We start from the raw sequence: 21325 nt of genomic DNA on the forward strand, positions 1-21325 counted from the left end.
GCGTGGAATACGTACTTTCCACGAAAAGCTGTCTCATAGTCAAACCGTCCCCTGGTGCGACGGCGGGGGGTGGGATTGGAATGTCCGTGGAGGACACACCATGACGCGCAAATCCATTCATCGTCGGCGGGAGCTGTTCATCACGGAGCTGGGGGAGAGGCCGAAGCCGCCCGGGACGGGGAAGCCCGGCGGCCCCAAGCCGATGACGACGATGGCGGTGGGCGAGGAGTCGAAGCCGCCGGACAGCGGCCCGCGCGATTGACGCGGTGCGCGTCCCTGGAGCTCCCACCGAGCATCTGCTTCGCTTCGCGTCCATGACGACTGGCGTGGTGGCACTGGTGGGCTCCCGGGAGGACATCCACATCCAGGAGGTGGGCCGGAGGCTGGAGGCCCTGGGTGTGGCGAGCGTCGTGGTGGACACGCTGACGTTCCCCGACGAGACGCGGATGTCGCTGACCGAGGACCTGGCTGGCATCCGCGTGGACGGGCGCGAGCTGGGGCGCCCCGTCGCGGCGTACCTGCGCGGGCTGCACACGCATCCGTTGGCGCACGGGGTCGACGCCTCGGAGGCGATGGCGGAGGACTGGCGCACCACGCTCACCGTGTTCCGCGAGAAGGCCACGTTCCTGTTGGGGGTGCTGGGCCGGTGGGAGCGGTTGGGGGTGCCGCTGTACAACCCGCCCTCGGCGGACTGGGTGCTCCACAAGCCCGTGCAGCTGAGCGCGCTCGAGGCCGCGGGGCTGCCGGTGCCTCGCACGCTGTGGACGAACGAGCCGGAGGCGGTGCGCCGCTTCGCCTCGGGCGGACGCGTGGCCTACAAGCCCGTCATGGGCGGGGCCGCGACGCAGGAGCTCCTGCCGGAGGACCTCACGGACGCGCGGCTCGCGGCGCTGGCCGCGTCTCCCGTCACCTTCCAGGAGCTGCTGCCCGGCGAGGACATCCGCGTCTTCGTGCTGGATGGCGAGGTCATCGCGAGCCTGCACATCGTCACCTCCGCGCTGGACTTCCGGCAGAACGAGGAGCGCATCGAGCAGGTGGTGCTCCCGGACGCGGTGGCGCGGCAGTGCGTGAGGGCGTGCGAGGTGCTCGGCCTGCGCTGGACGGGGCTGGACCTCAAGCGGGGCGTGGACGGTGAGCTGAAGTTCCTGGAGCTCAACGGCTCGCCCATGTTCCTCGGCTTCGACGCGGGCGGAGGCACGGACGTGGCCGGGCACTTCACGCGGGCGCTGGCGAAGCACGCGCGGGGCGGCTGAGGCGCGCTATCGCCACAGCGCGGCGAGCACGGTGCGCGAGGCCCCCCACGCCAGCGCGCCGAGGACGAGCACCAGCGCGGCGGTGAACAGCAGCGGGCGATGGGGACGCGGGTGCATCACCGCGCGCAGCTCCTCCGTCATCGCCGGGTCCGCGTCCAGGTCCTCGTCGTCACGGGGGGACGTCATCGCTGCTCCATCTGGTTCTCGACGAGCGCGCGGTAGCGGCCGCCGGGGATGAGCACCAGCTCGTCGTGGGTGCCTTCCTCGACGACACGCCCCTGGTCGAGCACGACAATCTTGTCCGCGCGGCGCACGGTGGACAGGCGGTGGGCCACGACGACGAGCGTGCGTCCGGCGGCCTCACGCTGGAGGGCCTCGGTGATCGCCCGCTCCAGGGATGCGTCCAGGTGGCTGGTGGCCTCGTCGAGGAAGAGCACGCGCGGATTGCGATAGATGGCGCGCGCGAGCTGGAGCCGCTGCTCCTCGCCACCGGACAGCCGCACGCCCGCTTCGCCGATGCGCGTCTTGAGGCCGTTGGGCAGCGCGAGCAGCTCATCCAGGCACGCGGTGCGCGCGGCGTGCAGCAGTCGCTCCGCGTCCGGCGTTTCATCGCCCAGGGCGATGTTCTCCGCGAGGGTGCCGTCGAAGATGTCGGTCTTCTGGAAGACGAAGGCCACCGAGCGGCGCAGCGCCACCGGGTCGAAGGTCTCCAGCGGCTGGCCGTCGTAGAGCACCCGGCCCTGCTCGGGGCGATACAGGCCGTAGAGCACCTGGGTGAGCGTCGTCTTGCCCGCGCCGGAGCGGCCGACGATGGCGGTCATCTTCCCCGCGGGCAGCGTGAAGCTCACGTCGTCCAGCACGGGCGGCTCGTTGGGAGAGCCGTAGCGGAAGGTGACGTGGTCCAGGCGCAGCTCGGGGGCGCGGGTGAGGGCGCCGGTGCCTTGCGCGGTGTCGTCGCGCAGCTCGGGCGTGGACTCGTAGACGATGTCCACGCGGCGCAGGGAGATGACCACGTCCTGGAGCTGGTGGATGAACATCACCAGGTTCTGCATGGGCGCGAGCGCGAGGCCGAGAATCGCGAGCGTCGCCACCATCTGCCCCAGCGTGAGCCGGCCTTCGAGGACCAGGTGCGCCTCGTAGACGAGGATGCCCATGGACACGGCCTGATTGACCAGCTGCGCGCCGGAGGTGTGCACGGTGTCGTGCAGCCAGATGCGGCGCGCGGCCTCGGCCTCGCGGGCCTGGAGCTTCTCCCAGCGCGTGCGGGCCTGTCGCTCGGCGCCGCAGGCCTTGAGCGTCTGGATGCCGCCGAGCATCTGCAGCTCCAGCCGGCTGGCCTCGGCCGCGACGCGGAAGCGCTGGTGGTCCAGCACCGTGCGGCGCGGCATCAGCAAGAGCGTCCACACCGCGTACACGGAGGCCCCGCCCGCGAAGAGGGCGAAGACGGCGCGGTCGTAGAGGAACAGCACGGCGCCGTAGCCCACGAGCATCACCAGGTCCAACAGCACGGACACGGACGCGCCCTGGAGGATGCGGCGGATGCGCTGGTGGTCCTCGATGCGCTTGAGCAGGTCTCCCCGGTGACGCCGCGCGAAGAACGTCACCGGCAGGGACAACAGGCGCCGCCAGAACTGCGCGAGCAGCAGCGCGGAGAAGCCTCGTGACAACAGGAAGAGGCCCGCGCCGCGCGCAATCGACACGGCGACCTGCGCGACGAGCAGCACCGCCAGCCCCACGCCCACGGCGGTGAGCAGGGAGATGTCCCGGCCGCCCACGGCCTTGTCCACGAGCCCCTGGATGAGCAGCGGCTGTGCGAGCGCGAGCGCCTGGAGCAGCAGCGTGGTGACGAACACCTGGAACAGCAGCAGGCGGTAGCGCAAGAGGCCCCGTCCGAAGCGTCGCAGCGCGCCGAAGCGGCGGGACGTGACGGGCGCGGTGGGGAGGGGACGGAAGAGGGCCTCGGTGGCCTCCAGCGAGAGGAGGATTCCATCCCAGTGCTCGCCGAGCTTCGCGCGCGGGATGCGCCGCAGGCCCTGCTCCGGGTCCCCGACGACGGCCTCCTTCGGGGTGACGGCGTAGAGGACGACGAAGTGGTGGTCGTCCCAGTGCGCGATGCCGGGGAGGAGCGCCCGGCCCTCCTCGTCCTCGAGGTCCGTGGGGTCGTCGACGTGGAAGGCGCGGACCTTGAAGCCGACCTTCTCCGCGGCGCTGGCGAGGTCCGGCAACGAGGTGCCCACCGCCTGGACGTGGGAGAGGTCCTTGAGCGCGGCGAGCGAGTGCGTGGCGCCGTGATACGCCGCAACCATCTCCAGACACGCCGGCCCGCAGTCCGCCTCCTCGAGCTGGTGGCGCAGTGGATACGGTTCCAGGGCGACGGCGAGCCGGGAGCGGGGCACGGCGCAATCGCTATCACGGAGCGCCGGGGGCAACCAGCCACCACCCGACACGACGCACAGCGGCTTGAACCCGGGGCCGCGAGCGTCAACGCGAGGCCCGGACCACGGGGCGCATCAGGTCGCTGGCGTACGCGGCCTCTCCCCTGGGAATCACCCCGGCGTAGCGCCGGGTGGCCCGATACCAGTCCGGGTGACCACCGATGTTCTCCTCCAGTCCCTGGACGAGACGAAGCAGGTTGTCCGTCTCCGCGCGGGACAGCTGCTGCCGGGCGCAGGCCTCCGGGAGGCCGGCGGCAAGCTGGATGAACTCCTCACACCAGCGCCGCATGCTGTCATGGGTCTCCGCCAGGGCCCCCTCAAAGGCCCCGCCATGCTCGGCCTGCAGGACCAGCACGAGGTTGTGCACGTCACCGCGTGCGCGCTCCTTCTCGAAGGAGCAGACGTCGTTCATGGTGTCGATGAGGTCCACGGTCAGGTCCAGCAACCGTGGCACCCCAGGGACCTGTCGCGCCCGCTCGGTGGTCTCGAAGCCGTTCGCCTTCTCCGTCAGGTCCGTCATCATGTAGACGAGACCGGACTTGCGCCGCAGCTGGAGATAGCTGTCCCGGGTCAGGCGCACGGAGCCCTGCCGCCACCGGGCCTCCTCGGGAAACGCCTCGAGGAACCATCGCCAATGCCGTGCCGCGCGCCGCCGCCACTCGAGCGAAGCGCCCTGGCAGGTGCGCGCCCACACGTCGGCCAGCGCGGCGGCGAGGACGCCGACGGGAGACGGGGGCCGCCCCTCCACCTGGAGGACGGCGAGCAGGGTCTCGCAGTCCGCGCGGACCTGCTCGGGGGGAATGTCCCGGGCACCGTCGAACTGCTCGTCGATGAGGGTTCCGACGACGATGGCATCGACCGCGAGGTCGAGCCCGGCGCCCGAGGCCTGGGGAAGCCACCGGGCGGCCAGGTCGGCGATGTCCCACGAGACATAGCGGCGCTCGTCGATTTCGTTGGTCACCAGTCCGGACGCACGGGCCCAGTCGAGGTTGCGCTGGCGAGCGGCGTCCCGGTCCGGACTGCAGCGGGACGCGAAGGGCATGGGAAAGTTCACGGCCACATTCATCGCTTCCTCCGGACGTCACGTGTCCTCGTTGTGTGGCGACACGAACGGCAGCACGCCTCTCTTCAGCTCCCCGAGCACGCGCCGGGCGCGGTCCACCTTCACCTCGCCCTGCTGGACGAGCCGCGCGGCGACGGTCTCCACCCACTCGGGCGGCGTGCCCGCGCTCACCGCCACCGAGCGCGCGTGCAACGCCATGTGGCCCTTCTGGATGCCCACCGAGCCCAGGGCCCGCACCGCCGCCAGGTTCTGCGCCAGGCCCACCGAGGCGAACAGGCACGCCAGCTCCCGGACACCGGGATGCCCCAGCACCTTGAACGCGGCCTTCACCCCGGGGTGCACCAGCAGCGGCCCGCCCACCGTGCCCAGCGCGAGCGGCAGCTCGATTTCGCCCACCAGGTTCCCGTCCTCCCGCGTCCACGTGGACAGCGGCCCGTACCGGCCCGTGCGGGCCGCGTACGCATGCGCCCCCGCCTCGATGGCGCGCCAGTCCTGGCCCGTGGCGAGCGCGATGGCGTCGATGCCGTTCATGATGCCCTTGTTGTGCGTCGCCGCGCGGTAGGGGTCGGCCTGCGCGAAGCGGCTGGCCTGGACGATGCCCTCCGCGATGTCCGCCCCCGGCAGGCCGTAGTCGGCGAGCAGCGCCTCCGGGATGACACACCGCGAGCGCGCCAGCCGCCGGTCCGCGAGGTTGGAGAGGATGCGCAGGAAGACGCGGCCTCCGGTGAGCGCCTCGATGCGCGGCGCCACGCCCTCCATCATCGTGTTGATGAGGTTGGCGCCCATGGCTTCCTGGGTGTCGACGTGGAAGTGCACCACCAGGAGCGGCTCGCCCAGGGGGCCCTCCGGCGCGTCGAGGAGACGGACCTCCAGGTCCTTCGCGCCGCCGCCTCGGCGCACCAGCTGGGGCTGCAGCGCGTTGGCCAGGTCCAGCAGCTCCGAGCTCGCGGCGAGGATGCTCGCGCGCGCGGACTCCGGGTCGCCATAGCGGGTGAGCTGTATCTGTCCCACCATCAGCGACGGCTCCGCCTCCGCGATGAAACCTCCCGCCGAGCCGACGAGCTTCGCGGCGAACGAGACGGCCGCGATGACGGAGGCCTCCTCGATGACCATCGGCGCCACGTACGCGCGCCCGTTCACCCGGAGGTGGAGCCCCAGCCCCAGCGGCAGGCTGAAGAAGCCCAGCGCGTTCTCCACCATCGAGTACGCCTTCTCCGCGCCCAGCCCCTCCTCTCCGGTGAGCGCGGCCAGCTCCGCGTCGCTCAGGCCCAGCTCGGCCGCGACCCGCGCGCACCGCTCCTCCAGCGAGAGACGGTGGAAACCCGAAAAGATGCTACGGCTGATATCGATGCCCATGGGGTTTCATCCTCGGTGTATTTCTTTGCCAGGGACCCACTCGCAAGCCGCCGCGACATGGTTTCAAAACAATAACCAGTCAGACAACGTCTCGCAGGCAATTTCTTGGACATCACTTCGACACGAGACGTCGGCGTTTGATGTCTCAAGGCCCGCACCTGAACCCAGACATCGCCCGCACGCGGGACAGCAGGTTCCCCGCACCGGGAGGCGGATGCGGTGTCAGGGATGCGCGGGTGTCACCGGGAGGGGGCGCATCGGGCTCGTGGTGCCGACGGCCACGGCCCTGGGGTTCGAGGAGTTCTCGTAGCGTCCACAGGTCCTGTACCAGTCCGGTTGTCCGCCGATGCCCTCCTGCAGGGCGCGGATGAAGTGGAGCAGGTTGTCTGTCTCCTCCTGGGAGAGCCCATGCCGGACACAGTCCTGGGGGATGAGGGCCTGGAGCTGGATGATGTCGTCGCACCAGCGCCGCATCATCGCGTAGGACTCCGCGATGGCGGCCTCCTGGGACCAGCCGCGCTCGTGTTGGAGGACGAGGATGGTGTTGTGCACATCGCCGAGCGCGAGCTCCTTCTCGAGCGAGCAGACGTCGTTCATGACGTCGACGATGTCCACCGTCAGGGTGATGATTCGCGCCACGTTGGGGAGGTCCCGGACCCTGTCGGGGAGCGTGAAGCCATTGGCTCGCTCGGACATGTCGACCATCACGTGGGTGAAGCCGGACGCACGGCGCAGCTCCAGGTAACCGTCCAGCGTCTGGGGGACGCGGCTCCGCCGCCAGCGCGCCTCCTCGACGTACGCGTCGATGAACCACCGCCAATGCAGCGCGACGCGTCGCCTCCATTCGAGAGGCGCCCCTTCGCACAGGCGCGCCCACAGGTTGACGAACGCCGCGGAGAGGACCGTGGACGGAGCCTGGAGTCCACCCGGCTCGATGACGGCGAACATCTCCGCGCAAGCATCCCGGACGAACTCGGGCGGCTTGTCGATGGCGGCTTCCATGTGCTCTTCGAGGAAGACTCCGACGGTGATGGTATCGATGGCCAGGTCGAGCCCTTCGCTTGAGGCCCGGGGAAGCCAGTAGGCGAAGATTCCGGCCATGTCCCAGAGGAGGAGACGGCGGGCGTCCGCCTCGTTGACCACCAGACCGACCTCGCGGGCCCACTCGAGGTTGCGCTGTCGGGCGGCCTCCAGGTCTGGATGGCAGCGCGAGACAAAAGGCATCGGGAAATTCACGGCGGGCAGCACGTCTTCCTCCTGGCGCTCGGATACCAACTCACACGGCGGAGGGACGTCGGGACAAGGCCCGCTCCGCCGTGAACACAGTCACGAGCACCAAGATAAAGACATCGAGAACCCAGACAACCGCGACTCCGGTCCAGAGCCCGTCGAACCGCGGACTGCGGGTTGCCTGTCTCGGAGGATGCGGGGCTGCGGCCCGCAGCGACAGCGAGGCCGCCTGGCTCGCATGGCATCGTTTGACAGGTACGCCCCACCTGACCACGCTCCACGAAAACCCTGGAACAGAGGACTTCAAGAGAACACCATGCACAGGAGCTTGCGATACGTCGGGGGGCTCCTCGGGCTCCTGTTGATGGCGTGTGCGTCCTCTCCCGAGTCGTCCTCCGGGAGCCAGCGGCACCTGGCCCACATCGAGGGTGAGGATTGTGGAGAGACAGACCGGTGCGTCACGCTGGTCTGCGACGCGGGCGCTCACTGTGGGCTCTACTCATGTGAGGACGCTGGGCGCCTGCTGGCGCGAGGCGGGGGCCCCATCGCCCCGCCCTGGGCCCCTGGTTCCGGACCTCGCCGCCATTGGGGCAACGTCCAGAAACTCCCCGGTGGGAATGGGCCCATCTTCGTCTTCGACTGGTACAACACGCCTCAGCCCCAGCATCGTCCGCCCGAGCTCCCCTCGGGCCCCGGATGGGTGCGGCACCATCTGTTTCCTCAAGCAGAGTCCCTCGCACGGTGGTTCACCCGAGCGCCACGAGGGCTGAACGTGCATGACTTCACGATGGTGGTTCCCGCGAACATCCATCAGCGCATCCACAGCGGGCCTCGCGGCGGAGACTGGAACCGGGAGTGGTCGGACTTCGCGAGGCAGTACCCTGGTGCCAGTCAGGCCCAGGTCTGGGAGCATCTCGGAAAGCTCATCCAGAAGTACGACCTCGTGGGCCCCATCGTGCCGTACTACTACCTTCGCTGATGGCCGAGCCTCGCATGACCTTCTTCGAAGTGCTGCCCTCCGACGCACCGACCTTCAACGCCACTCTCGACGGCGTCAGTCGATGGACCCTCCCCAGCATCGACTGCTCGGTGTGCGGAGGCCATGGCGGGATGGGCGAGCACTACCCCACGGTCGATCTCTCGGACTGGTCCGAGCGGGAGCATCTGGAGGAGCCACGAAGTCTCCAGGCTGTTTCCCTGGAGGAGTATCAGCGCCTGCACGCGCTGCTGCGTCCACGAGTCCCAGCAGGTGCGCCCCTGGAGCCCGGCACCCAGTTGGGGCCCATCGATGCCCGCTCGTCAGGGCGCTTCGGCGACATCTACTTTCAGGAGCCGTGGCAGCCCTGGATGACACGCTCGGCGCTGGAGCGACTCCAGTCCCGGAAGCTCCTGGGCCTCCAAGGGGCCCGGGGAAACCTGCGACACCGCGGTGCCTCCACTCCGCTCGAGTTGCTCACGTTGGAGATTCAGGTGCGAGGCGAGCTCCATCCCAGCTGTCGCCCTCCAGACTGGCGGCCCCCATGTCCTCGCTGCGGGAGCCATCGCAACGGCTATCCCATGGAGGCTTCAGTCCTCGACGCGAACACGCTGCCCAAGGACGTGGACCTCTTCCGGCTGCGGGAGTTCAAGACGGTCATCATCGCGAGCGCGCGGTTCGTCGAGGCCGTGAACGACCTCGCGCTCCGTGACATCCAGTTCCGTGAGCTCCCCTCTCGCTGAGAGGCGGAACACGCTCACTCCGCGGCGGTCGTCGGCGCGGGCGTCTGCGTCGTCCCGGGCGCGGGCGGCGTCACCGGCGCCCCCACCGTGACGGAGGCGGCCGGCCGTGCCTCTCCCGCGGGCGAGGCGGGCGCCTCGGCCTTGGGCTCCACGCGCTTCACCTTGCCCATCTGCTCCAGGTCCTCGCGGTTGTTCAGCGAGAAGCGCACCAGCGCGCGCAAGATGCGGTTGCGCTTCACGTTGCCCAGCACCTCGCGCAGGTCCTCGTACACCGTGGGGTCGCTGATGAGCCCGCCCACCGTGCCCTCGCCCTTCGCCACCGTGGCGGTGATCTGCTTCAGGTCCGCCGCCGCGCTGCCCAGGTCCGCGAACATCCCGCTCGCGTCCCCGTACACCAGCTGGTGCACCGCCCCGTTCGGGCTCTTCTTCGCGTCTTCAATCAGCCCCGCCAGCTGCCCCGCCGCCTCGCCCAGCTCGCGCAGCGCCGTGGCGCCCTCGTTGCCGTAGATGAGCGCGTGCGCCGTGCCGTCACCCGTGCGCACCTCGCGCAAGAGCGCCTCCACGTGCCCCACCGCGCCATCCACCCGCCTCGCCGCGCTCGACGCGTTCGCCATCAGCGCGCGCACCTCGCGCCCCGCCTCCTTGTCGTAGATGAGCGCGTGCAACACCCCGTCCCCGTTCTGCACCTGCTCCAGAATCGCCCGGAGCGACGCCATGCCCCGCTGCACGTCACCCGCGAGCTTCGGGTCCCCGTACGCCTCCACCGTCTTCAGGAGCGACTTGCTGATGGCCACCGAGTTGTCCATCACCTCGCTCGCGCTGCTCAAGAGCTTGGACAAATCCCCGCTCGTCGACGACGTCAGCACCCCGCCCGGCTCAATCGGCGGCGCCGTGGGCGTGCCCAGCGAGATGTCCACCGCCTTGTCCCCGAGCACCCCCATGCTGCTCAGCTGCGCCAGCGAGTCCGTCTTCACGCGGTCCGCGTACCGGGCGGAGACTTGAAGCTGCACCTCCAGCTTCGGGTCGTTGGGGTCCTGGGAGAAGAAGATGCCCGTCACCTTCCCCACCTCCAGGCCACCCAGCCACACCGGGGACTGGTCGCTCAGGCCCTGCACGTTGGTGAAGTACGCGCGGTACATCACCTGCCGCTGGAACAGCCGCGACTCCTGGCCGATGAAGAACACCACCACGCCCGCCACCGCCAGGCCGATGGCCACGAACAGCCCCGCCCTCAGCGCCAGCCGCTTCTCGCCCGACGTCGAGGTGAAGAGGCTCATGACGCCGCCTCCGGCTCCAGCTCCACCCGCCGCGCGTCCAGGAACGCCCGCACCTCCGGCACCGTCGAGCGCCGGAACTCGCCCGGCGTCCCCACCTGGACGATGCGCCTGTTGGCCAGCATCGCCATCCGGTCCCCCACCGCGAACGCGCTCACCAGGTCGTGCGTCACGACGATGGAGGTGCTGCCGAGCTTGGTCTTCATCGAGTTGATCATCGCGTTGATGGACTGCGTGGTCACCGGGTCCAACCCCGTGGTGGGCTCGTCCCAGAGGATGACTTCCGGATTGGTGGCGATGGCCCGCGCCAACCCCACCCGCTTCTTCATGCCGCCCGACAGGTCCGCCGGCATCAGCCGCTCCGTGCCCGGCAGGTTCACCAGCTCCAGCTTCTCCGCCACCCGGTCGCGCACCTCGGACAACGGCATGTCCGGGTAGTGCTCCCGCAGGGGATACGCCACGTTCTCCCCCACGCTCAGCGAGTCGAACAGCGCCGCGCCCTGGAACACCATCGCCACGTGCCGCCGCACCGGGATGAACTGCCCTTCCGAGAACCCCGTCACGTCCCGGCCCTGGAAGAGGATGCGGCCCGCGTCCGGCCGCTGCAGCCCGATGAGGCACTTGAGCAGCACGCTCTTGCCCGTGCCCGAGCCCCCCAGCACCACCAGCGTCTCCCCTGCCCGCACGTCCAGCTCCAGGTCGTCATAGACGCGCTTGGCGCCGAAGGACTTCTGGAGGTGCTGGAAGTGGATGAGCTGCTCGCCCGGCGTGGGCTGCTGGAACTCGAACGTGGGCGCTTCCTGGTGGCGAGAGGCGAAGGGCATGGCACGTCACAGGTACAGCGTCACCTTGGTGATGAAGAAGTCGGCCAGACACACCGCCACGGAAGTAATCGCCACCGTCTGCGTGGTGGCGCGGCCCACGCCCTCCGTGCCGCCCTCCACCGTCAGCCCCTTGAAGCAGCCCACCAGGCCGATGATGAAGCCGAACACCGCGCCCTTGAACACGCCGGACACGAAGTCCTGCATGAACACCGCGTCCAGCGCGCCCTGGAAGAACAGGTCGAAGGAGATGGCGTACTGCGTGTTCACCACCACCGCGCCCGCCACCAGCCCCACCACGTCCGCGAACACCGTGAGCACCGGCATCACCAGCAGGCACGCCAGCACGCGCGGCACCACCAGCTTGCGCAGCGGGTCCGCCCCCAGCGCGCGGATGGCGTCCACCTGCTCCGTCACCGTCATGGCGCCCAGCTCCGCCGCCATGCCGCTGCCCAGCCTGGCGCCCACCGTCAGCGCCGTCAGCACCGGGGCCAGCTCGCGGAACAGCGTGAGGATGACCACGCGCCCCACCGTGTACTGCACCCCGAAGCGCGCCAGGAAGTAGCCGAACTGCAGTGAGATGACGAGCCCGGCGAACATCGCCGTCAGCAGCGCGATGGGCAGCGAGCGCACGCCCAAGGACTCGATGTGGAAGATGAGCGTCTTGCCGTCGAACGGCGGCCGCACCACGCGCTGGAGCACCTGCCCCGTCATCACCGTCATCGCGCCCAGCGACTCCAGGCGCTCCTTCGCCTTGTCCCAGAGCCCGGGGCGCGGGGCCGACACCTGCTCGCCCGCGTCCGCTTCCGTCGAGGCGTTCATCCGACGTGCTCCGACTGGAAGCCCGCCAGCAGCGCGTCGAAGTCCGCCATGCGCTCCATCGCCAGCCCCGGCGGCGCCACGTAGGAGAAGTCGAACACGCAGTTGTCCTTCTTGAGCACCACCAGCTCCAGCTCCACCGGCACGCCGTCCATCTTCGCCAGATAGCGGCTGCGCAAGGCCTCGCGCCCGTCCATGGCGACCACGCTCTGGGCCACCTCCTGGCGCTCGGTGAAGCCCATCAGCAGGTGCCGGGTGAGCACCGGGAGCGGCGGGTCATCGTGCCCCTCGCACGTGGCGTTGATGGAGAGCGCGCGGCCGGTGCCCTCCTCGGCGAAGGCCAGGTCGTTGCCGTCCAGCCACACGCGGCGCCAGTGCTTGGGCAGCTCGCCCACGCGGTAGCGCACGTCGGGCTTGGACAACACGGAGTCCTCGAAGCTCACGCGGCGGCAGCCCACGCAGGAGGCAAGAAGCAACACGAGCAGCAGCGTCATCCTCGGCATGGCACCGTTCTTCGCGGCATCTACGTCCGGCCCTTGCGGGCAAGTCATGCGACAGCCCAGCCGCCGCCGCAAGAAATTCCGTGTACTGGAACGTCCACTACCGCGCCCTTCCTCCCACCCCTGGATGGTGGGTACCGGACACTGAACCTCGCGGGTTGCACGCCCAAGGTGCGTGATACCGGAACACTGCCGTGGCATTCCCCCTTGGGAGAAGGGGTGGCCCGTCCGCCCCGTCCCCGGTCGGATTCAGCCCGCCCGGGCCCCGGGGAGTGACGACCTGGCGCGAGCGTTCGCAGGTTCTCCTCATCACCCCTCGACAGGAGGCTCCATGGACGGCGGACTCGCGATATTCGGCTTCGGCCTCTTCCTGCTGTCCATCGCCGGCCTGTACGCCCGCACGGCGTACGGCCTGGTGGTCGCCCTGCTGGTGCTCGCGGTCGCCTCCATGGGGATGGCCTTCAGCGAGTCGAAGAAGCTGCGCGAGCTGTCGCTGGGGGTGAGCATCGCGCTGCTGCTGCTCGCCACGGTGTCACTCGCCACGGGCACGGTGTGGTGGCTCACCCTGGGGACGTTCCTGTTCGCCGTGGCCTTCGGCGTGCTGTGGGCGGAGTTCCGCTTCAGCGCCTTCGGCAACGTGCGGCGGGAGGACCTGCCGGTGCACCAGCACCACCCCGCGCGGCGGATGAACGTGCACTGGCCCTGGCACCGGCGTCGCTCGGTGCACTGAAGCGCCGTCAGCCGACCGGGGGCGCGTCCTCTTCGCGGAGCGTCACCTGCCCTGAGTGCACGGAGAGCCACAGCGTGTCCTCGGCCGCGGCGCCCCTCACCAGCGAGCCATCCGTGGTGGACAGGAAGACCTGCGCGCCGCTCCTCGCCAGGTAGTCCATCAGGTAGGCGTTGCGCTCCGGGTCCAGCTCGCTCGACACGTCGTCCAGCATCAACAGCGGCAGGAAGCCCGTGCAGGACTCCAGGTTCTCGATTTCGGCGATCTTCCAGCCGAGCACCAGCGCGCGCTGCTGCCCCTGGCTCGCGTAGGCCCGGGCGCTGCGGCCTCCCAGCGTCACCGACACATCATCCGAGTGCGGCCCCACCGAGGTGAAGCCCCGGTCCAGGTCCCGCCGCATCCGGGCCGTCAATGACTCGCGCAGGGAGGAGGCCAGGACCGCCTCGTCCGCCGCGGCGAAGTCACAGGCCAGGTGCGCCGGGTGATAGCCATACACGGCCGGGTCCACCGTGCGGCCAATCGAGGCGAAGGTCGCCTGCGCGCGTGGCGCCAGCTCCGCCATCAGCGCGCGCCTTCGCGAGTAGATGCGCGCTCCGGCCTTGGCCAGGGTCTCGTCGTAGGCGTCCAGGTAGGCGGGGTCCACCGCGCCGCCTTCGCGCAAGAGGCGGTTGCGGTTCTTCAGCGCGCGCGCGTACTCGCGGCTCTCGCGCAGGTACGCGGGGAAGCGGTTGAACACGGCGCGGTCCAGGAAGGCGCGCCGTGAGTCCGGCCCACCCTTGACGACCTCCAGGTCGTCCGGAGTGAAGGCCACCACGGAGACGCCGCCGAAGTACTCCTCCAGGCTCGCGGCCTTCTTGCCGTCCACGAAGGCCTGCCGGGTGCCGCCGCCCACCTCCACCGCGATTTCACGCTCGGCCCCCTTGAGCAGGAAGCGGCCGGACACGCGGGCCGTCTGGGTGCCCCAGCGCACCAGCTCCGACAGGCGCCCGGCGCGCAGCGGCTTGAGCGTGGCGAGGAAGTACAGCGCCTCCAGCAGGTTCGTCTTGCCCTGCCCGTTCTGCCCCACCGCGATGGTGGCGTGGGCACTCGGGGTGAGCGACACCTGGGCGAGATTGCGGAAGTCCTGGACGTGGAGTGCGAGGAGGCGCACGGCGCCCCCCGTATACCCGCCTTGGGGCCGACAGGGGAGGTTATCTCGCGGTCCCGAGGCAGGGCCGCGCGGCCTCCCCGCTCCCGCCCCCGCAAAGGCCCTCCACACCAGCGGGCCAGCCCGTGCCCCGCCGGGTCCTCCCGCTCATCCCACAACCAAAGACAAACATTCTACCGGGACATGGAACCAAAGGACACCTTGAAGGCATACCCAAATCATAGCAATTCAATCTCCACATCCGTGCAGGGCCACCGGGAACCCAACCCCAAACAAGACAGCGCTGACGGCCGGGAGGAACGCTCCCGACCGCCGCGCCTCCTCGCGCGCCCCCGCGCCCGAAGGGAACGACACACATGGTGAAGAACAAGCGAGTCGTCATCACTGGCGGAGGCCGGGGTCTGGGCCTCGCCTTCGCCCGGAGCTTCCTCGAGCAGGGCGCGAAGGTCACCATCACCGGCCGCGACGCCACGACGCTGGCCAAGGCCGCCCAGACGCTGGGAGGCCAGGTGCAGACCCAGGCCTTCGACATCTCCAACGCGATGGCCACCAAGGCCGCGTTCGACGACATCCACCAGAGGCAGGGTGCCATCGACGTGCTGGTGAACAACGCGGGCAGCTGGGGCCCCGTCGACTACTTCTGGAACACGTCGCTCGAGGAGTGGCAGGAGGCCATGGACATCAACGTGAAGGGGCCCGTCTACTGCACCCACGCCGTGCTCAGGCACCGGGTCGACCACCAGGTCGACTCCACGACCACCATCATCAACATCACCAGCCACGCGGGGGCCTACCGCTGGCCCACCGCGTCCTCCTACTCCATCAGCCGGGCCGCCATCATCAAGCTGACGGAGAACCTGGCGTTCGAGACGCGCCACAAGGGTGTCGCCCTCTTCGCCTACCATCCGGGCCTGGTGGTCGGCACGGGGCTCGTCGCCGATGGCCTCGCCATCTCCGAGGAGGAGGGGACACCCAGGCGCGCCATCCAGCAGTGGGTGCTGGCGGAGCAGGAGGCCGGCAGGACGGTGTCGGCCGAGCAGGGCGCGAAGAACCTGCTCCGGCTCGCCAGCGGTGGGTACTCGGCGCTGAGCGGCTGCTACCTCACCGTCCAGGATGATTTGGACGCGCTGCTCGCCGACCAGCACGCCATCCGCGCCGACGGCCTGCTCACGCTCCGGGTCAAGTCGCGCTCCGCCTGACTCAGGACGCCAGGTCCGTGGCGGCCACGGTGAGCCCCTCGGCGACGAGCGGGAGCTCCACGGTGAAGGTGGAGCCCTCGCCCGGGTGGCTGTCCACGCGGATGACGCCCCGCATGGCCTCCACCAGCGTGCGCGCGACGTACAGCCCCAGGCCCAGGCCGCCGTAGTTGCGCTCGGACACCGCGCGCTCGAACTTGTGGAAGATGCGCGCCTGGGCATCCCGGCTGATGCCGATGCCCTCGTCGCGCACGCTCAGGCGCGCCAGCCCCGCGTCCGCCTCCACGCGCAGCCGCACGGGCCGCCCCGCGCCGTACTTCAGCGCGTTGGACACCAGGTTGGTGACCACCTGCTCCAGCCGCATCCGGTCCCACGTCCCCACCGCGGGCGGCCCGCCCTCCAGCTCCACCTGACACTCCGCGCGCTCGGCCTCCGGCTGGAAGCGCACCACCACCTCCTGCACCAGCGCGCGCAGGTCCACCTGCTCCAGCTCCAGTCGCAGCCGCCCCGTGCCGATGCGCGACACGTCCAGCAGGCCATTGACCAGGTCCGCCAGCCGCATCACCTGCCGAAGCATCCCCTGCACCTCGCGGCCGTGGCGCAGCGCCCAGGGGGACTCCGGGTCCGACAGCGTCGCGCGCGCGAAGGCCTGCAGCCGGAGGCTCAGCACCGTCAGCGGCGTCTTCAGCTCGTGGCTCGCCACGGAGAGGAACTCGTCGCGCGCGCGGATGGCCTCCTGCAGCCGCTGCTCCACCGTCTTCAGCCGGGTGATGTCCAGGAAGGGCAGGAGCGTCACCGCGGGGTGGCCATGCATCGCGGGCAGCATCTCCGAGGAGATGCTCAACACGACCTCCCCCGCGCTCGTGTGCCACACCGCCTCCATGCCCTCCAGCTTCTCCCCCCGGGCCGCGCGCGAGGATGGCAGCTCGTCGGCCGTGAGCCTGCGCCCCTGCAGGTCCGTGACGTGGAACAGCGCGCCGTACTCCGACGCGGGCACGCGCGTGGGGATGTGCTGGCCATGCAGCCGGTCCGCCGCCGCGTTGGAGAAGACGAGGTTGCCCGTGCCCGGCTCCGCCATCACCACCGGCAGGGGCATGGAGTCCAGCACCGCCTCCAACCAGCGCTGCTGGTTCTCCACCGCGTGCCGGGCGAGCACCTGCTCGGTCACCTCGAAGGCGAACGTCACCAGCCCGTCCACCCGCCCCCGCTCGTCGCGCAAGGGCTCGTAGAGCATGTTCCAGTAGCGCGTCTCCACCTGGCCCTGGCCGGCGTAGTCGATGGCCAGCGGGTACTCGTGCGCCGCCACCGGCTCGCCCGTCTCCAGCACGCCCAGGTACAGGCTCACCAGCTCCGGGGAGATGTCTGGAATCGCCTCCAGGAGCGCGCGGCCCACCAGCGCGCGGCCGCCCATCAGCTTCTGCAGCAGCGGGTTGGCGAACTCGAACCGCAGCTCCGGGCCGCGCAGGAGGTTGATGGCCACGGGCGACTGCGTGAGCAGCTGGTAGAGTCGGCTCCTCTCCAGCTGCTCCGCCTCGCGCGCGGCCAGCTCCGCCGTCACGTCCTTGTAGGCCAGGGCGATGTGGCGCACCTCGCCTCCGGACGCGGACAGCGGGAAGCACGTACACGCGATGGCGATGCGGTGCGCGTCCTTCACGTCGATGTGCCGCAGCTCCTTCACGTCGTACCAGATGACCGGCGTCTGCACCGTCTCGCCCGCGAAGGCCCGGCGCAGGAGGACATCCAGCCCCAGCTTCGCCACCAGCTCGTCGCGAAAGAGGCTGTACTCGGGCGGCGGCACCGAGCCGAACATCGCCCGGTACGCCGGGTTGCTCAGCCGGCAGTGCCCCTCCACGTCGAAGATGGCGTAGGGCACGGGCGAGTGGAGGAACAAGCCCTCCAGGAGCGCCAGCGGGTCCGTCACGAAGGAGAGCTGTTCGCGAAGCGCGGGCTGGGGCGGGCGCACGACGTCGTCCACACCGGCCATGCGGCCCGTCTGCTTGCGCTGCTTCCCACCCCGAGAGCCGCGGCCTTTGCGTGTCGGCACGGAGCGTACGACTAGCAGAAGACTGTCATTCCTGGCAGCGCCGAAAGGTAGGACACGTCTTGTGGACCACGTCCTGACAGGGTTTGGTGGACCCATCATGGCGGAGCCTCTCAAGACCTTCTTCGACGCGCGGCTGGTGGAGCGGCTGGGCACCTCGCTGCACCGCGCGCACCCCGCGTTCCCAATCGACACGTTCCTGCGCGAGGCCCGAGAGGGCCTGGAGGCGCACGAGCTGGTGGGCCGGGCCCGGCACCTGTGTCTGGCCATGCGGCGCTCGCTGCCGGACGACTATCCCCAGGCGGTGCAGGTGCTGCTGCGCTCCCTGGGGCCGGTGCGGGAGGTGGACCGGGTGGGCGGCATGGAGGTCTTCTTCTACCTGCCCCACACCACCTTCGTGGCGGAGTACGGGTTGGGGCACTTCGAGGAGTCCATGCGGGCGCAGCACGCGCTCACCCAGCGCTTCACGGCGGAGTTCTCCATCCGGCCGTTCCTGGAGAAGCACCCGGAGAAGACGCTGGCGCGGCTCTCCGAGTGGGCCACGGACGAGAACGTGCATGTGCGGCGGCTCGTCTCCGAGGGCACGCGGCCCCGGCTGCCGTGGGGCTCCCGGCTGCGCGCGTTCCAGGAGGACCCGACGCCGGTGCTGGGGTTGTTGGAGCTGCTCAAGGACGACCCGGAGCTGTACGTGCGCCGCTCGGTGGCCAACAACCTCAACGACATCGGCAAGGACCACCCGGACGTGCTGGTGAAGGTGGCGAAGCGGTGGATGAAGGACGCCACGCCGGAGCGCGAGTGGCTGGTGCGCCACGCGCTGCGCTTCGCCATCAAGCGCGGCGAGCCGTCCGCGTTGGAGGTGGTGGGCGCGGGCAAGCCCTCCGGCATCGAGGTGCGCCCCACGCAGCTGCCCCGGCGCGCGAAGCTGGGCGGCGCCATGGACGTGCGCTTCGTGGTGGCCAACCGCTCCCGGCGCGAGCAGTCGCTGGTGGTGGACCTGGCGGTGCACTTCTTCAAGTCCCGGGGCGAGGCGCCTCGGCCCAAGGTCTTCAAGGTGCGCGAGCTGGTGCTGGGCGCGGGCCAGGAGGAGGAGGTGGGCAAGCGCGTGTCGCTGGCGCAGCTGTCCACGCGCCGCCACTACGCGGGGCCGCATCGGCTGGAGGTGCGCGTCAACGGCGTGGACCTGCCGCTGGGCACGGTGGACGTCGTGGAGTGACCTGGCCGGGTCGTCAGCGCGAGCCGAGCAGCTTCACCAGCTTGTTGTAGACGCCCATCACCAGCAGGGGTGACACCCAGGAGCCGACGAAGCGCGCGGGCTGGGTGCGCCCCGTCAGCTCGAAGCCCAGGGACACGCCCATCGAGCAGAGGCTGGCGAACAGGAAGACGTGGGAGGGTATCTTGGCCGTCTGCTGCTCGAGCAGGCGGGTGAACGAGCTGTCGGCGTGCTCGGCGCGAACGACGGGCGGTGCCTCGTAGTCGTGCTTCGAGGCTTCGCTCGCGGGGTTGACGTCCAGGCTCATGCTCCCTCCCCTGGCGGCCGGTCAGGCCCGCCCATGCCCCGCACGGGCGGGCAGGCCCCATGCCTCCCGTCGTGGCGGTCCCCATCATGGTGGGACCGGACCTGGCAAAGGGCGAGAGGGTGCACCACACACCACACACGACAGACGGTGAGGCGGGCGACCTGCAGCTGCCGAAGGCGGGCGCGGGGCCGCTGTTGCAGCGCGACTACTGGGCCGTCATCCGCCAATGCCATCACCGGCCGTCGGACCTGGTGGACTGGGTGGCCCGGCGCTTCCCGGAGCTGGCGCCGGACGAGCTGTGTGTGTTCGAGCGGGAGAGCCGCTCGCGCGACGGGCAGCCGCTGGAGTTGGGGGAGCACCTCACGGTGCACATCCAGGGCGCGGGGACGTTCGGCGTGCGCGTCATCCACAAGGACCGGCAGAGCCTGACGCTCGCCACGCTGCCGGGGCACCCGGAGGCCGGGCGCATCACCTTCGGCGCGTACCGCAACGAGTACGGGGACGTGCTCTTCCACATCCGCAGCCGCGCGCGCTCGGGCTCGCCCATCCACTACTGGGGGTTCGTGGCGGGGGGTGAGGCGATGCAGACGAACACCTGGACGGAGTTCGTGCTGCGCGTGGCGGTGTCCACGGGTGAGGGCGTGGTGGGTGCCATCCACGCGGAGACGGTGGAGCTGGAGGATGAGCCCGAGGGGGGCGACGTGACGGCGGGTCCCACGTTCCTCGCGCGAGGAGACGAAGCGGATGATTGAGTGGCGATGGCTCTCCGGGTGGACGGACGAGGAGCTGGCTCCGCGGCTGGCGGCGGCGCGGGCGCTGTCTCGCAACTTCGAGGCCGCGTCGGGGGAGATGACGCTGGAGGGGGGATGGAACCAGGTGCACTCGGTGGCCTCGCTGGGCCATGAGGCGCCGGGGCCTCCGGTGGCGGATGGACTCTTCGCGCGCGCGAAGGGGGTGCTGGAGACGTTCGACTTCTCGGACCCGCGCATCGTGCGGTGGCACTTCAACGCGGACTCGCCGCTGCATGGGCGCACGGTGGTGTTGGAGCTGAAGTCGCTGGCGCAGCGGCTGCGCTTTTTGTGCGCCGTGCGGGTGGGGGACACGCGCGAGGAGCATGGCGGGACGTGCAGCGTGTTCGGCTTCAGCTTCGAGACGCTGGAGGGGCACATCGAGGAGGGGCGCGAGTGGTTCCTGCTGCGCAAGAGCCACGAGACGGGCGAGGTGCGCTTCCACATCGAGGCGGCGTGGCGGCCCGGGAGGTTCCCCAACTGGTGGAGCCGTGTGGGCTTCACGGTGGTGGGTCGGCGTTATCAGCGCGCGTGGCATCGGCTCACGCATGCGCGCCTGCGCGCCTTGACGCTGCATCACCCGGAGCTGGCGGGGCGGCCCGCGGAGCACGGAAAGGTGGACCACTCCGGCCATGAGCTGGAGGAGCTGGGGCCGGTGCGCTTCTTCGCGCAGCGGGCGCCTGGGCGACTGAAGTCACAACTCGAGGAGGAGGTGGAAGCCGTGCAACGAGGACACTGGTTGACGCCCGTCGGGCTGGGAGTGATGGCGGGGATGCGGAGCATGAGCGCGCCGGCGCTGGTGAGCCACCGGCTGGCGGAGTCTCCGGAGCCGAGGACGGACCCGCTGTCGGTCGCGCTGTCGAAGCCCTGGGTGCCTCGGGTGCTGGAGGTGCTGACGCTGGGTGAGCTGGTGGGGGACAAGCTGCCGACGACGCCCGCGCGCGTGAAGCTGGTGCCGATGACGGGGCGCATCTTCATGGGGGCGGTGGCGGCGGCGACGTCGGTGTCAGGGCAGGCGCGAAGGCGCGTGGTGCTCGCGGCGGCGCTGGGTGGGCTCGCGGCGGCGGCTTCGACGTGGACGTTCTATTCGCTGCGCAAGCTGGCCACGACCCGGTTCCGGGTGCCGAGCATGGCGGCGGCGTTCGCGGAGGACGCGCTGGTGGCGGCGCTCGCCTCGCGGTTGATGCCGCTGGTCTCGAATCGCCCCGCGGAGGCGTGAGGGTCCGGGCCTCTCGCGCTCGCCGCGCGGGAGGCCCATGCGCAGGTGGAATCGCGCAACGACACGCGCATCGCGGCGTGGCGCGCGCATCGACGAGCACATCGCGGCGGGGCACGCGCACCGACGAGCACATCGCGACGTGGCGCGCACCGACGAGCACATCGCGACGTGGCGCGCACCGACGAGCACATCGCGACGTGGCGCGCACCGACGAGCACAT

At 70.2% G+C, this 21325-nt stretch carries 21 protein-coding genes; 9 read left to right on the top strand and 12 right to left on the bottom strand.

Annotation, left to right across the window (positions count from 1 at the left end):
- The first annotated feature begins 100 nt into the window (after positions 1-100).
- Both K8640_RS39975 and K8640_RS39980 read left to right on the top strand, forming a co-directional pair.
- Entirely contained in the window at positions 101-262 is a 162-nt protein-coding gene (locus K8640_RS39975; protein ID WP_223751870.1) for a hypothetical protein, read from the top strand.
- A gap of 52 nt (positions 263-314) precedes the next feature.
- The gene (locus tag K8640_RS39980) at positions 315-1253 is read left to right on the top strand and encodes a RimK family alpha-L-glutamate ligase (protein WP_223751871.1); all 939 of its coding nucleotides are present in this window, start codon (positions 315-317) and stop codon (positions 1251-1253) included.
- A gap of 6 nt (positions 1254-1259) precedes the next feature.
- Here K8640_RS39980 and K8640_RS39985 read toward each other — a convergent pair whose 3' ends face one another.
- The 5 genes from K8640_RS39985 to K8640_RS40005 all read right to left on the bottom strand — a co-directional run bounded on the left by K8640_RS39985 (position 1260) and on the right by K8640_RS40005 (position 7331).
- Complete coding sequence (locus K8640_RS39985; protein WP_223751872.1) at positions 1260-1439, bottom strand: hypothetical protein; 180 nt, start codon at positions 1437-1439, stop codon at positions 1260-1262.
- Positions 1436-3649 (bottom strand): peptidase domain-containing ABC transporter, encoded by a 2214-nt coding sequence (locus K8640_RS39990; protein ID WP_223751873.1) that lies wholly within the window; start codon positions 3647-3649, stop codon positions 1436-1438. Before K8640_RS39990 ends, K8640_RS39985 begins: the two co-directional genes overlap by 4 nt.
- Before the next feature lie 85 nt (positions 3650-3734).
- On the bottom strand, positions 3735-4742 hold the full coding sequence (locus K8640_RS39995) for a terpene synthase family protein (protein ID WP_223751874.1): 1008 nt from the start codon (positions 4740-4742) through the stop codon (positions 3735-3737).
- A 27-nt stretch (positions 4743-4769) separates the two neighbouring features.
- On the bottom strand, positions 4770-6107 hold the full coding sequence (locus K8640_RS40000) for a hydroxymethylglutaryl-CoA reductase, degradative (protein ID WP_223751875.1): 1338 nt from the start codon (positions 6105-6107) through the stop codon (positions 4770-4772).
- 222 nt (positions 6108-6329) lie between these two features.
- Entirely contained in the window at positions 6330-7331 is a 1002-nt protein-coding gene (locus K8640_RS40005; protein WP_223751876.1) for a terpene synthase family protein, read from the bottom strand.
- Positions 7332-7653: 322 nt separating this feature from the next.
- Between K8640_RS40005 and K8640_RS40010 the strand changes: the two genes are divergently transcribed.
- Both K8640_RS40010 and K8640_RS40015 read left to right on the top strand, forming a co-directional pair.
- Positions 7654-8316, top strand: coding sequence for a TIGR02269 family lipoprotein (locus K8640_RS40010; protein WP_223751877.1), 663 nt, complete (start codon positions 7654-7656; stop codon positions 8314-8316).
- 14 nt (positions 8317-8330) lie between these two features.
- A complete protein-coding gene (locus K8640_RS40015) occupies positions 8331-9056 on the top strand; it encodes a double-CXXCG motif protein (protein WP_223751878.1) in 726 nt (241 codons plus the stop codon).
- Between the two features lie 14 nt (positions 9057-9070).
- Here the strand turns inward: K8640_RS40015 and K8640_RS40020 are convergent, their stop codons facing one another.
- From K8640_RS40020 to K8640_RS40035, 4 genes are read right to left on the bottom strand one after another with little or no spacing between them, the layout of a single operon-like run.
- A complete protein-coding gene (locus K8640_RS40020) occupies positions 9071-10333 on the bottom strand; it encodes an MlaD family protein (RefSeq protein WP_223751879.1) in 1263 nt (420 codons plus the stop codon).
- Positions 10330-11154 (bottom strand): ABC transporter ATP-binding protein, encoded by an 825-nt coding sequence (locus tag K8640_RS40025; protein WP_223751880.1) that lies wholly within the window; start codon positions 11152-11154, stop codon positions 10330-10332. Before K8640_RS40025 ends, K8640_RS40020 begins: the two co-directional genes overlap by 4 nt.
- A 6-nt stretch (positions 11155-11160) precedes the next feature.
- Positions 11161-11973, bottom strand: a complete 813-nt coding sequence (locus K8640_RS40030) for an ABC transporter permease (RefSeq protein WP_141324118.1) — start codon at positions 11971-11973, stop codon at positions 11161-11163.
- Entirely contained in the window at positions 11970-12473 is a 504-nt protein-coding gene (locus K8640_RS40035) for a hypothetical protein (protein ID WP_223751881.1), read from the bottom strand. Before K8640_RS40035 ends, K8640_RS40030 begins: the two co-directional genes overlap by 4 nt.
- Before the next feature lie 328 nt (positions 12474-12801).
- On the opposite strand from K8640_RS40035, the gene K8640_RS40040 reads away from it, so the two are divergent.
- Positions 12802-13200, top strand: coding sequence for a hypothetical protein (locus K8640_RS40040; RefSeq protein WP_223751882.1), 399 nt, complete (start codon positions 12802-12804; stop codon positions 13198-13200).
- Positions 13201-13207: 7 nt separating this feature from the next.
- Here the strand turns inward: K8640_RS40040 and recF are convergent, their stop codons facing one another.
- Positions 13208-14347 carry a DNA replication/repair protein RecF gene (gene recF / locus K8640_RS40045; RefSeq protein ID WP_223751883.1) on the bottom strand — a complete coding sequence of 380 codons (1140 nt, stop codon included), beginning with the start codon at positions 14345-14347 and terminating at the stop codon, positions 13208-13210.
- 353 nt (positions 14348-14700) lie between these two features.
- Between recF and K8640_RS40050 the strand changes: the two genes are divergently transcribed.
- Positions 14701-15543, top strand: coding sequence for an SDR family oxidoreductase (locus K8640_RS40050; RefSeq protein ID WP_223751884.1), 843 nt, complete (start codon positions 14701-14703; stop codon positions 15541-15543).
- A 1-nt stretch (position 15544) separates the two neighbouring features.
- Here the strand turns inward: K8640_RS40050 and K8640_RS40055 are convergent, their stop codons facing one another.
- Positions 15545-17524 (bottom strand): PAS domain-containing sensor histidine kinase, encoded by a 1980-nt coding sequence (locus tag K8640_RS40055; RefSeq protein WP_223751891.1) that lies wholly within the window; start codon positions 17522-17524, stop codon positions 15545-15547.
- Positions 17525-17681: 157 nt separating this feature from the next.
- Here K8640_RS40055 and K8640_RS40060 point away from each other — a divergent pair, with 157 nt between their 5' ends.
- Positions 17682-18794 (top strand): DNA alkylation repair protein, encoded by a 1113-nt coding sequence (locus K8640_RS40060; protein ID WP_223751885.1) that lies wholly within the window; start codon positions 17682-17684, stop codon positions 18792-18794.
- A gap of 13 nt (positions 18795-18807) precedes the next feature.
- On the opposite strand, the gene K8640_RS40065 is transcribed toward K8640_RS40060, so the two are convergent.
- On the bottom strand, positions 18808-19098 hold the full coding sequence (locus K8640_RS40065; RefSeq protein ID WP_141324112.1) for a hypothetical protein: 291 nt from the start codon (positions 19096-19098) through the stop codon (positions 18808-18810).
- 59 nt (positions 19099-19157) lie between these two features.
- Between K8640_RS40065 and K8640_RS40070 the strand changes: the two genes are divergently transcribed.
- Both K8640_RS40070 and K8640_RS40075 read left to right on the top strand, forming a co-directional pair.
- On the top strand, positions 19158-19850 hold the full coding sequence (locus K8640_RS40070; RefSeq protein WP_223751886.1) for a DUF1990 family protein: 693 nt from the start codon (positions 19158-19160) through the stop codon (positions 19848-19850).
- Entirely contained in the window at positions 19843-21105 is a 1263-nt protein-coding gene (locus K8640_RS40075) for a DUF1990 family protein (protein WP_223751887.1), read from the top strand. The genes K8640_RS40070 and K8640_RS40075 overlap by 8 nt, the downstream gene beginning before the upstream one ends.
- Positions 21106-21325 lie beyond the last annotated feature (220 nt).

Source organism: Myxococcus sp. XM-1-1-1 (genome assembly GCF_020037095.1).
GTDB lineage: Bacteria > Myxococcota > Myxococcia > Myxococcales > Myxococcaceae > Myxococcus > Myxococcus fulvus.

Coding starts and splice junctions, on each gene's coding strand:
- K8640_RS39975 (WP_223751870.1), top strand. CDS start 101: ATGACGCGCAAATCCATTCATCGTCGGCGGGAGCTGTTCATCACGGAG.
- K8640_RS39980 (WP_223751871.1), top strand. CDS start 315: ATGACGACTGGCGTGGTGGCACTGGTGGGCTCCCGGGAGGACATCCAC.
- K8640_RS39985 (WP_223751872.1), bottom strand. CDS start 1,439: ATGACGTCCCCCCGTGACGACGAGGACCTGGACGCGGACCCGGCGATG.
- K8640_RS40000 (WP_223751875.1), bottom strand. CDS start 6,107: ATGGGCATCGATATCAGCCGTAGCATCTTTTCGGGTTTCCACCGTCTC.
- K8640_RS40005 (WP_223751876.1), bottom strand. CDS start 7,331: ATGCCTTTTGTCTCGCGCTGCCATCCAGACCTGGAGGCCGCCCGACAG.
- K8640_RS40010 (WP_223751877.1), top strand. CDS start 7,654: ATGCACAGGAGCTTGCGATACGTCGGGGGGCTCCTCGGGCTCCTGTTG.
- K8640_RS40015 (WP_223751878.1), top strand. CDS start 8,331: ATGACCTTCTTCGAAGTGCTGCCCTCCGACGCACCGACCTTCAACGCC.
- K8640_RS40020 (WP_223751879.1), bottom strand. CDS start 10,333: ATGAGCCTCTTCACCTCGACGTCGGGCGAGAAGCGGCTGGCGCTGAGG.
- K8640_RS40025 (WP_223751880.1), bottom strand. CDS start 11,154: ATGCCCTTCGCCTCTCGCCACCAGGAAGCGCCCACGTTCGAGTTCCAG.
- K8640_RS40030 (WP_141324118.1), bottom strand. CDS start 11,973: ATGAACGCCTCGACGGAAGCGGACGCGGGCGAGCAGGTGTCGGCCCCG.
- K8640_RS40035 (WP_223751881.1), bottom strand. CDS start 12,473: ATGCCGAGGATGACGCTGCTGCTCGTGTTGCTTCTTGCCTCCTGCGTG.
- K8640_RS40040 (WP_223751882.1), top strand. CDS start 12,802: ATGGACGGCGGACTCGCGATATTCGGCTTCGGCCTCTTCCTGCTGTCC.
- K8640_RS40050 (WP_223751884.1), top strand. CDS start 14,701: ATGGTGAAGAACAAGCGAGTCGTCATCACTGGCGGAGGCCGGGGTCTG.
- K8640_RS40055 (WP_223751891.1), bottom strand. CDS start 17,524: ATGGCCGGTGTGGACGACGTCGTGCGCCCGCCCCAGCCCGCGCTTCGC.
- K8640_RS40060 (WP_223751885.1), top strand. CDS start 17,682: ATGGCGGAGCCTCTCAAGACCTTCTTCGACGCGCGGCTGGTGGAGCGG.
- K8640_RS40065 (WP_141324112.1), bottom strand. CDS start 19,098: ATGAGCCTGGACGTCAACCCCGCGAGCGAAGCCTCGAAGCACGACTAC.
- K8640_RS40070 (WP_223751886.1), top strand. CDS start 19,158: ATGCCTCCCGTCGTGGCGGTCCCCATCATGGTGGGACCGGACCTGGCA.
- K8640_RS40075 (WP_223751887.1), top strand. CDS start 19,843: ATGATTGAGTGGCGATGGCTCTCCGGGTGGACGGACGAGGAGCTGGCT.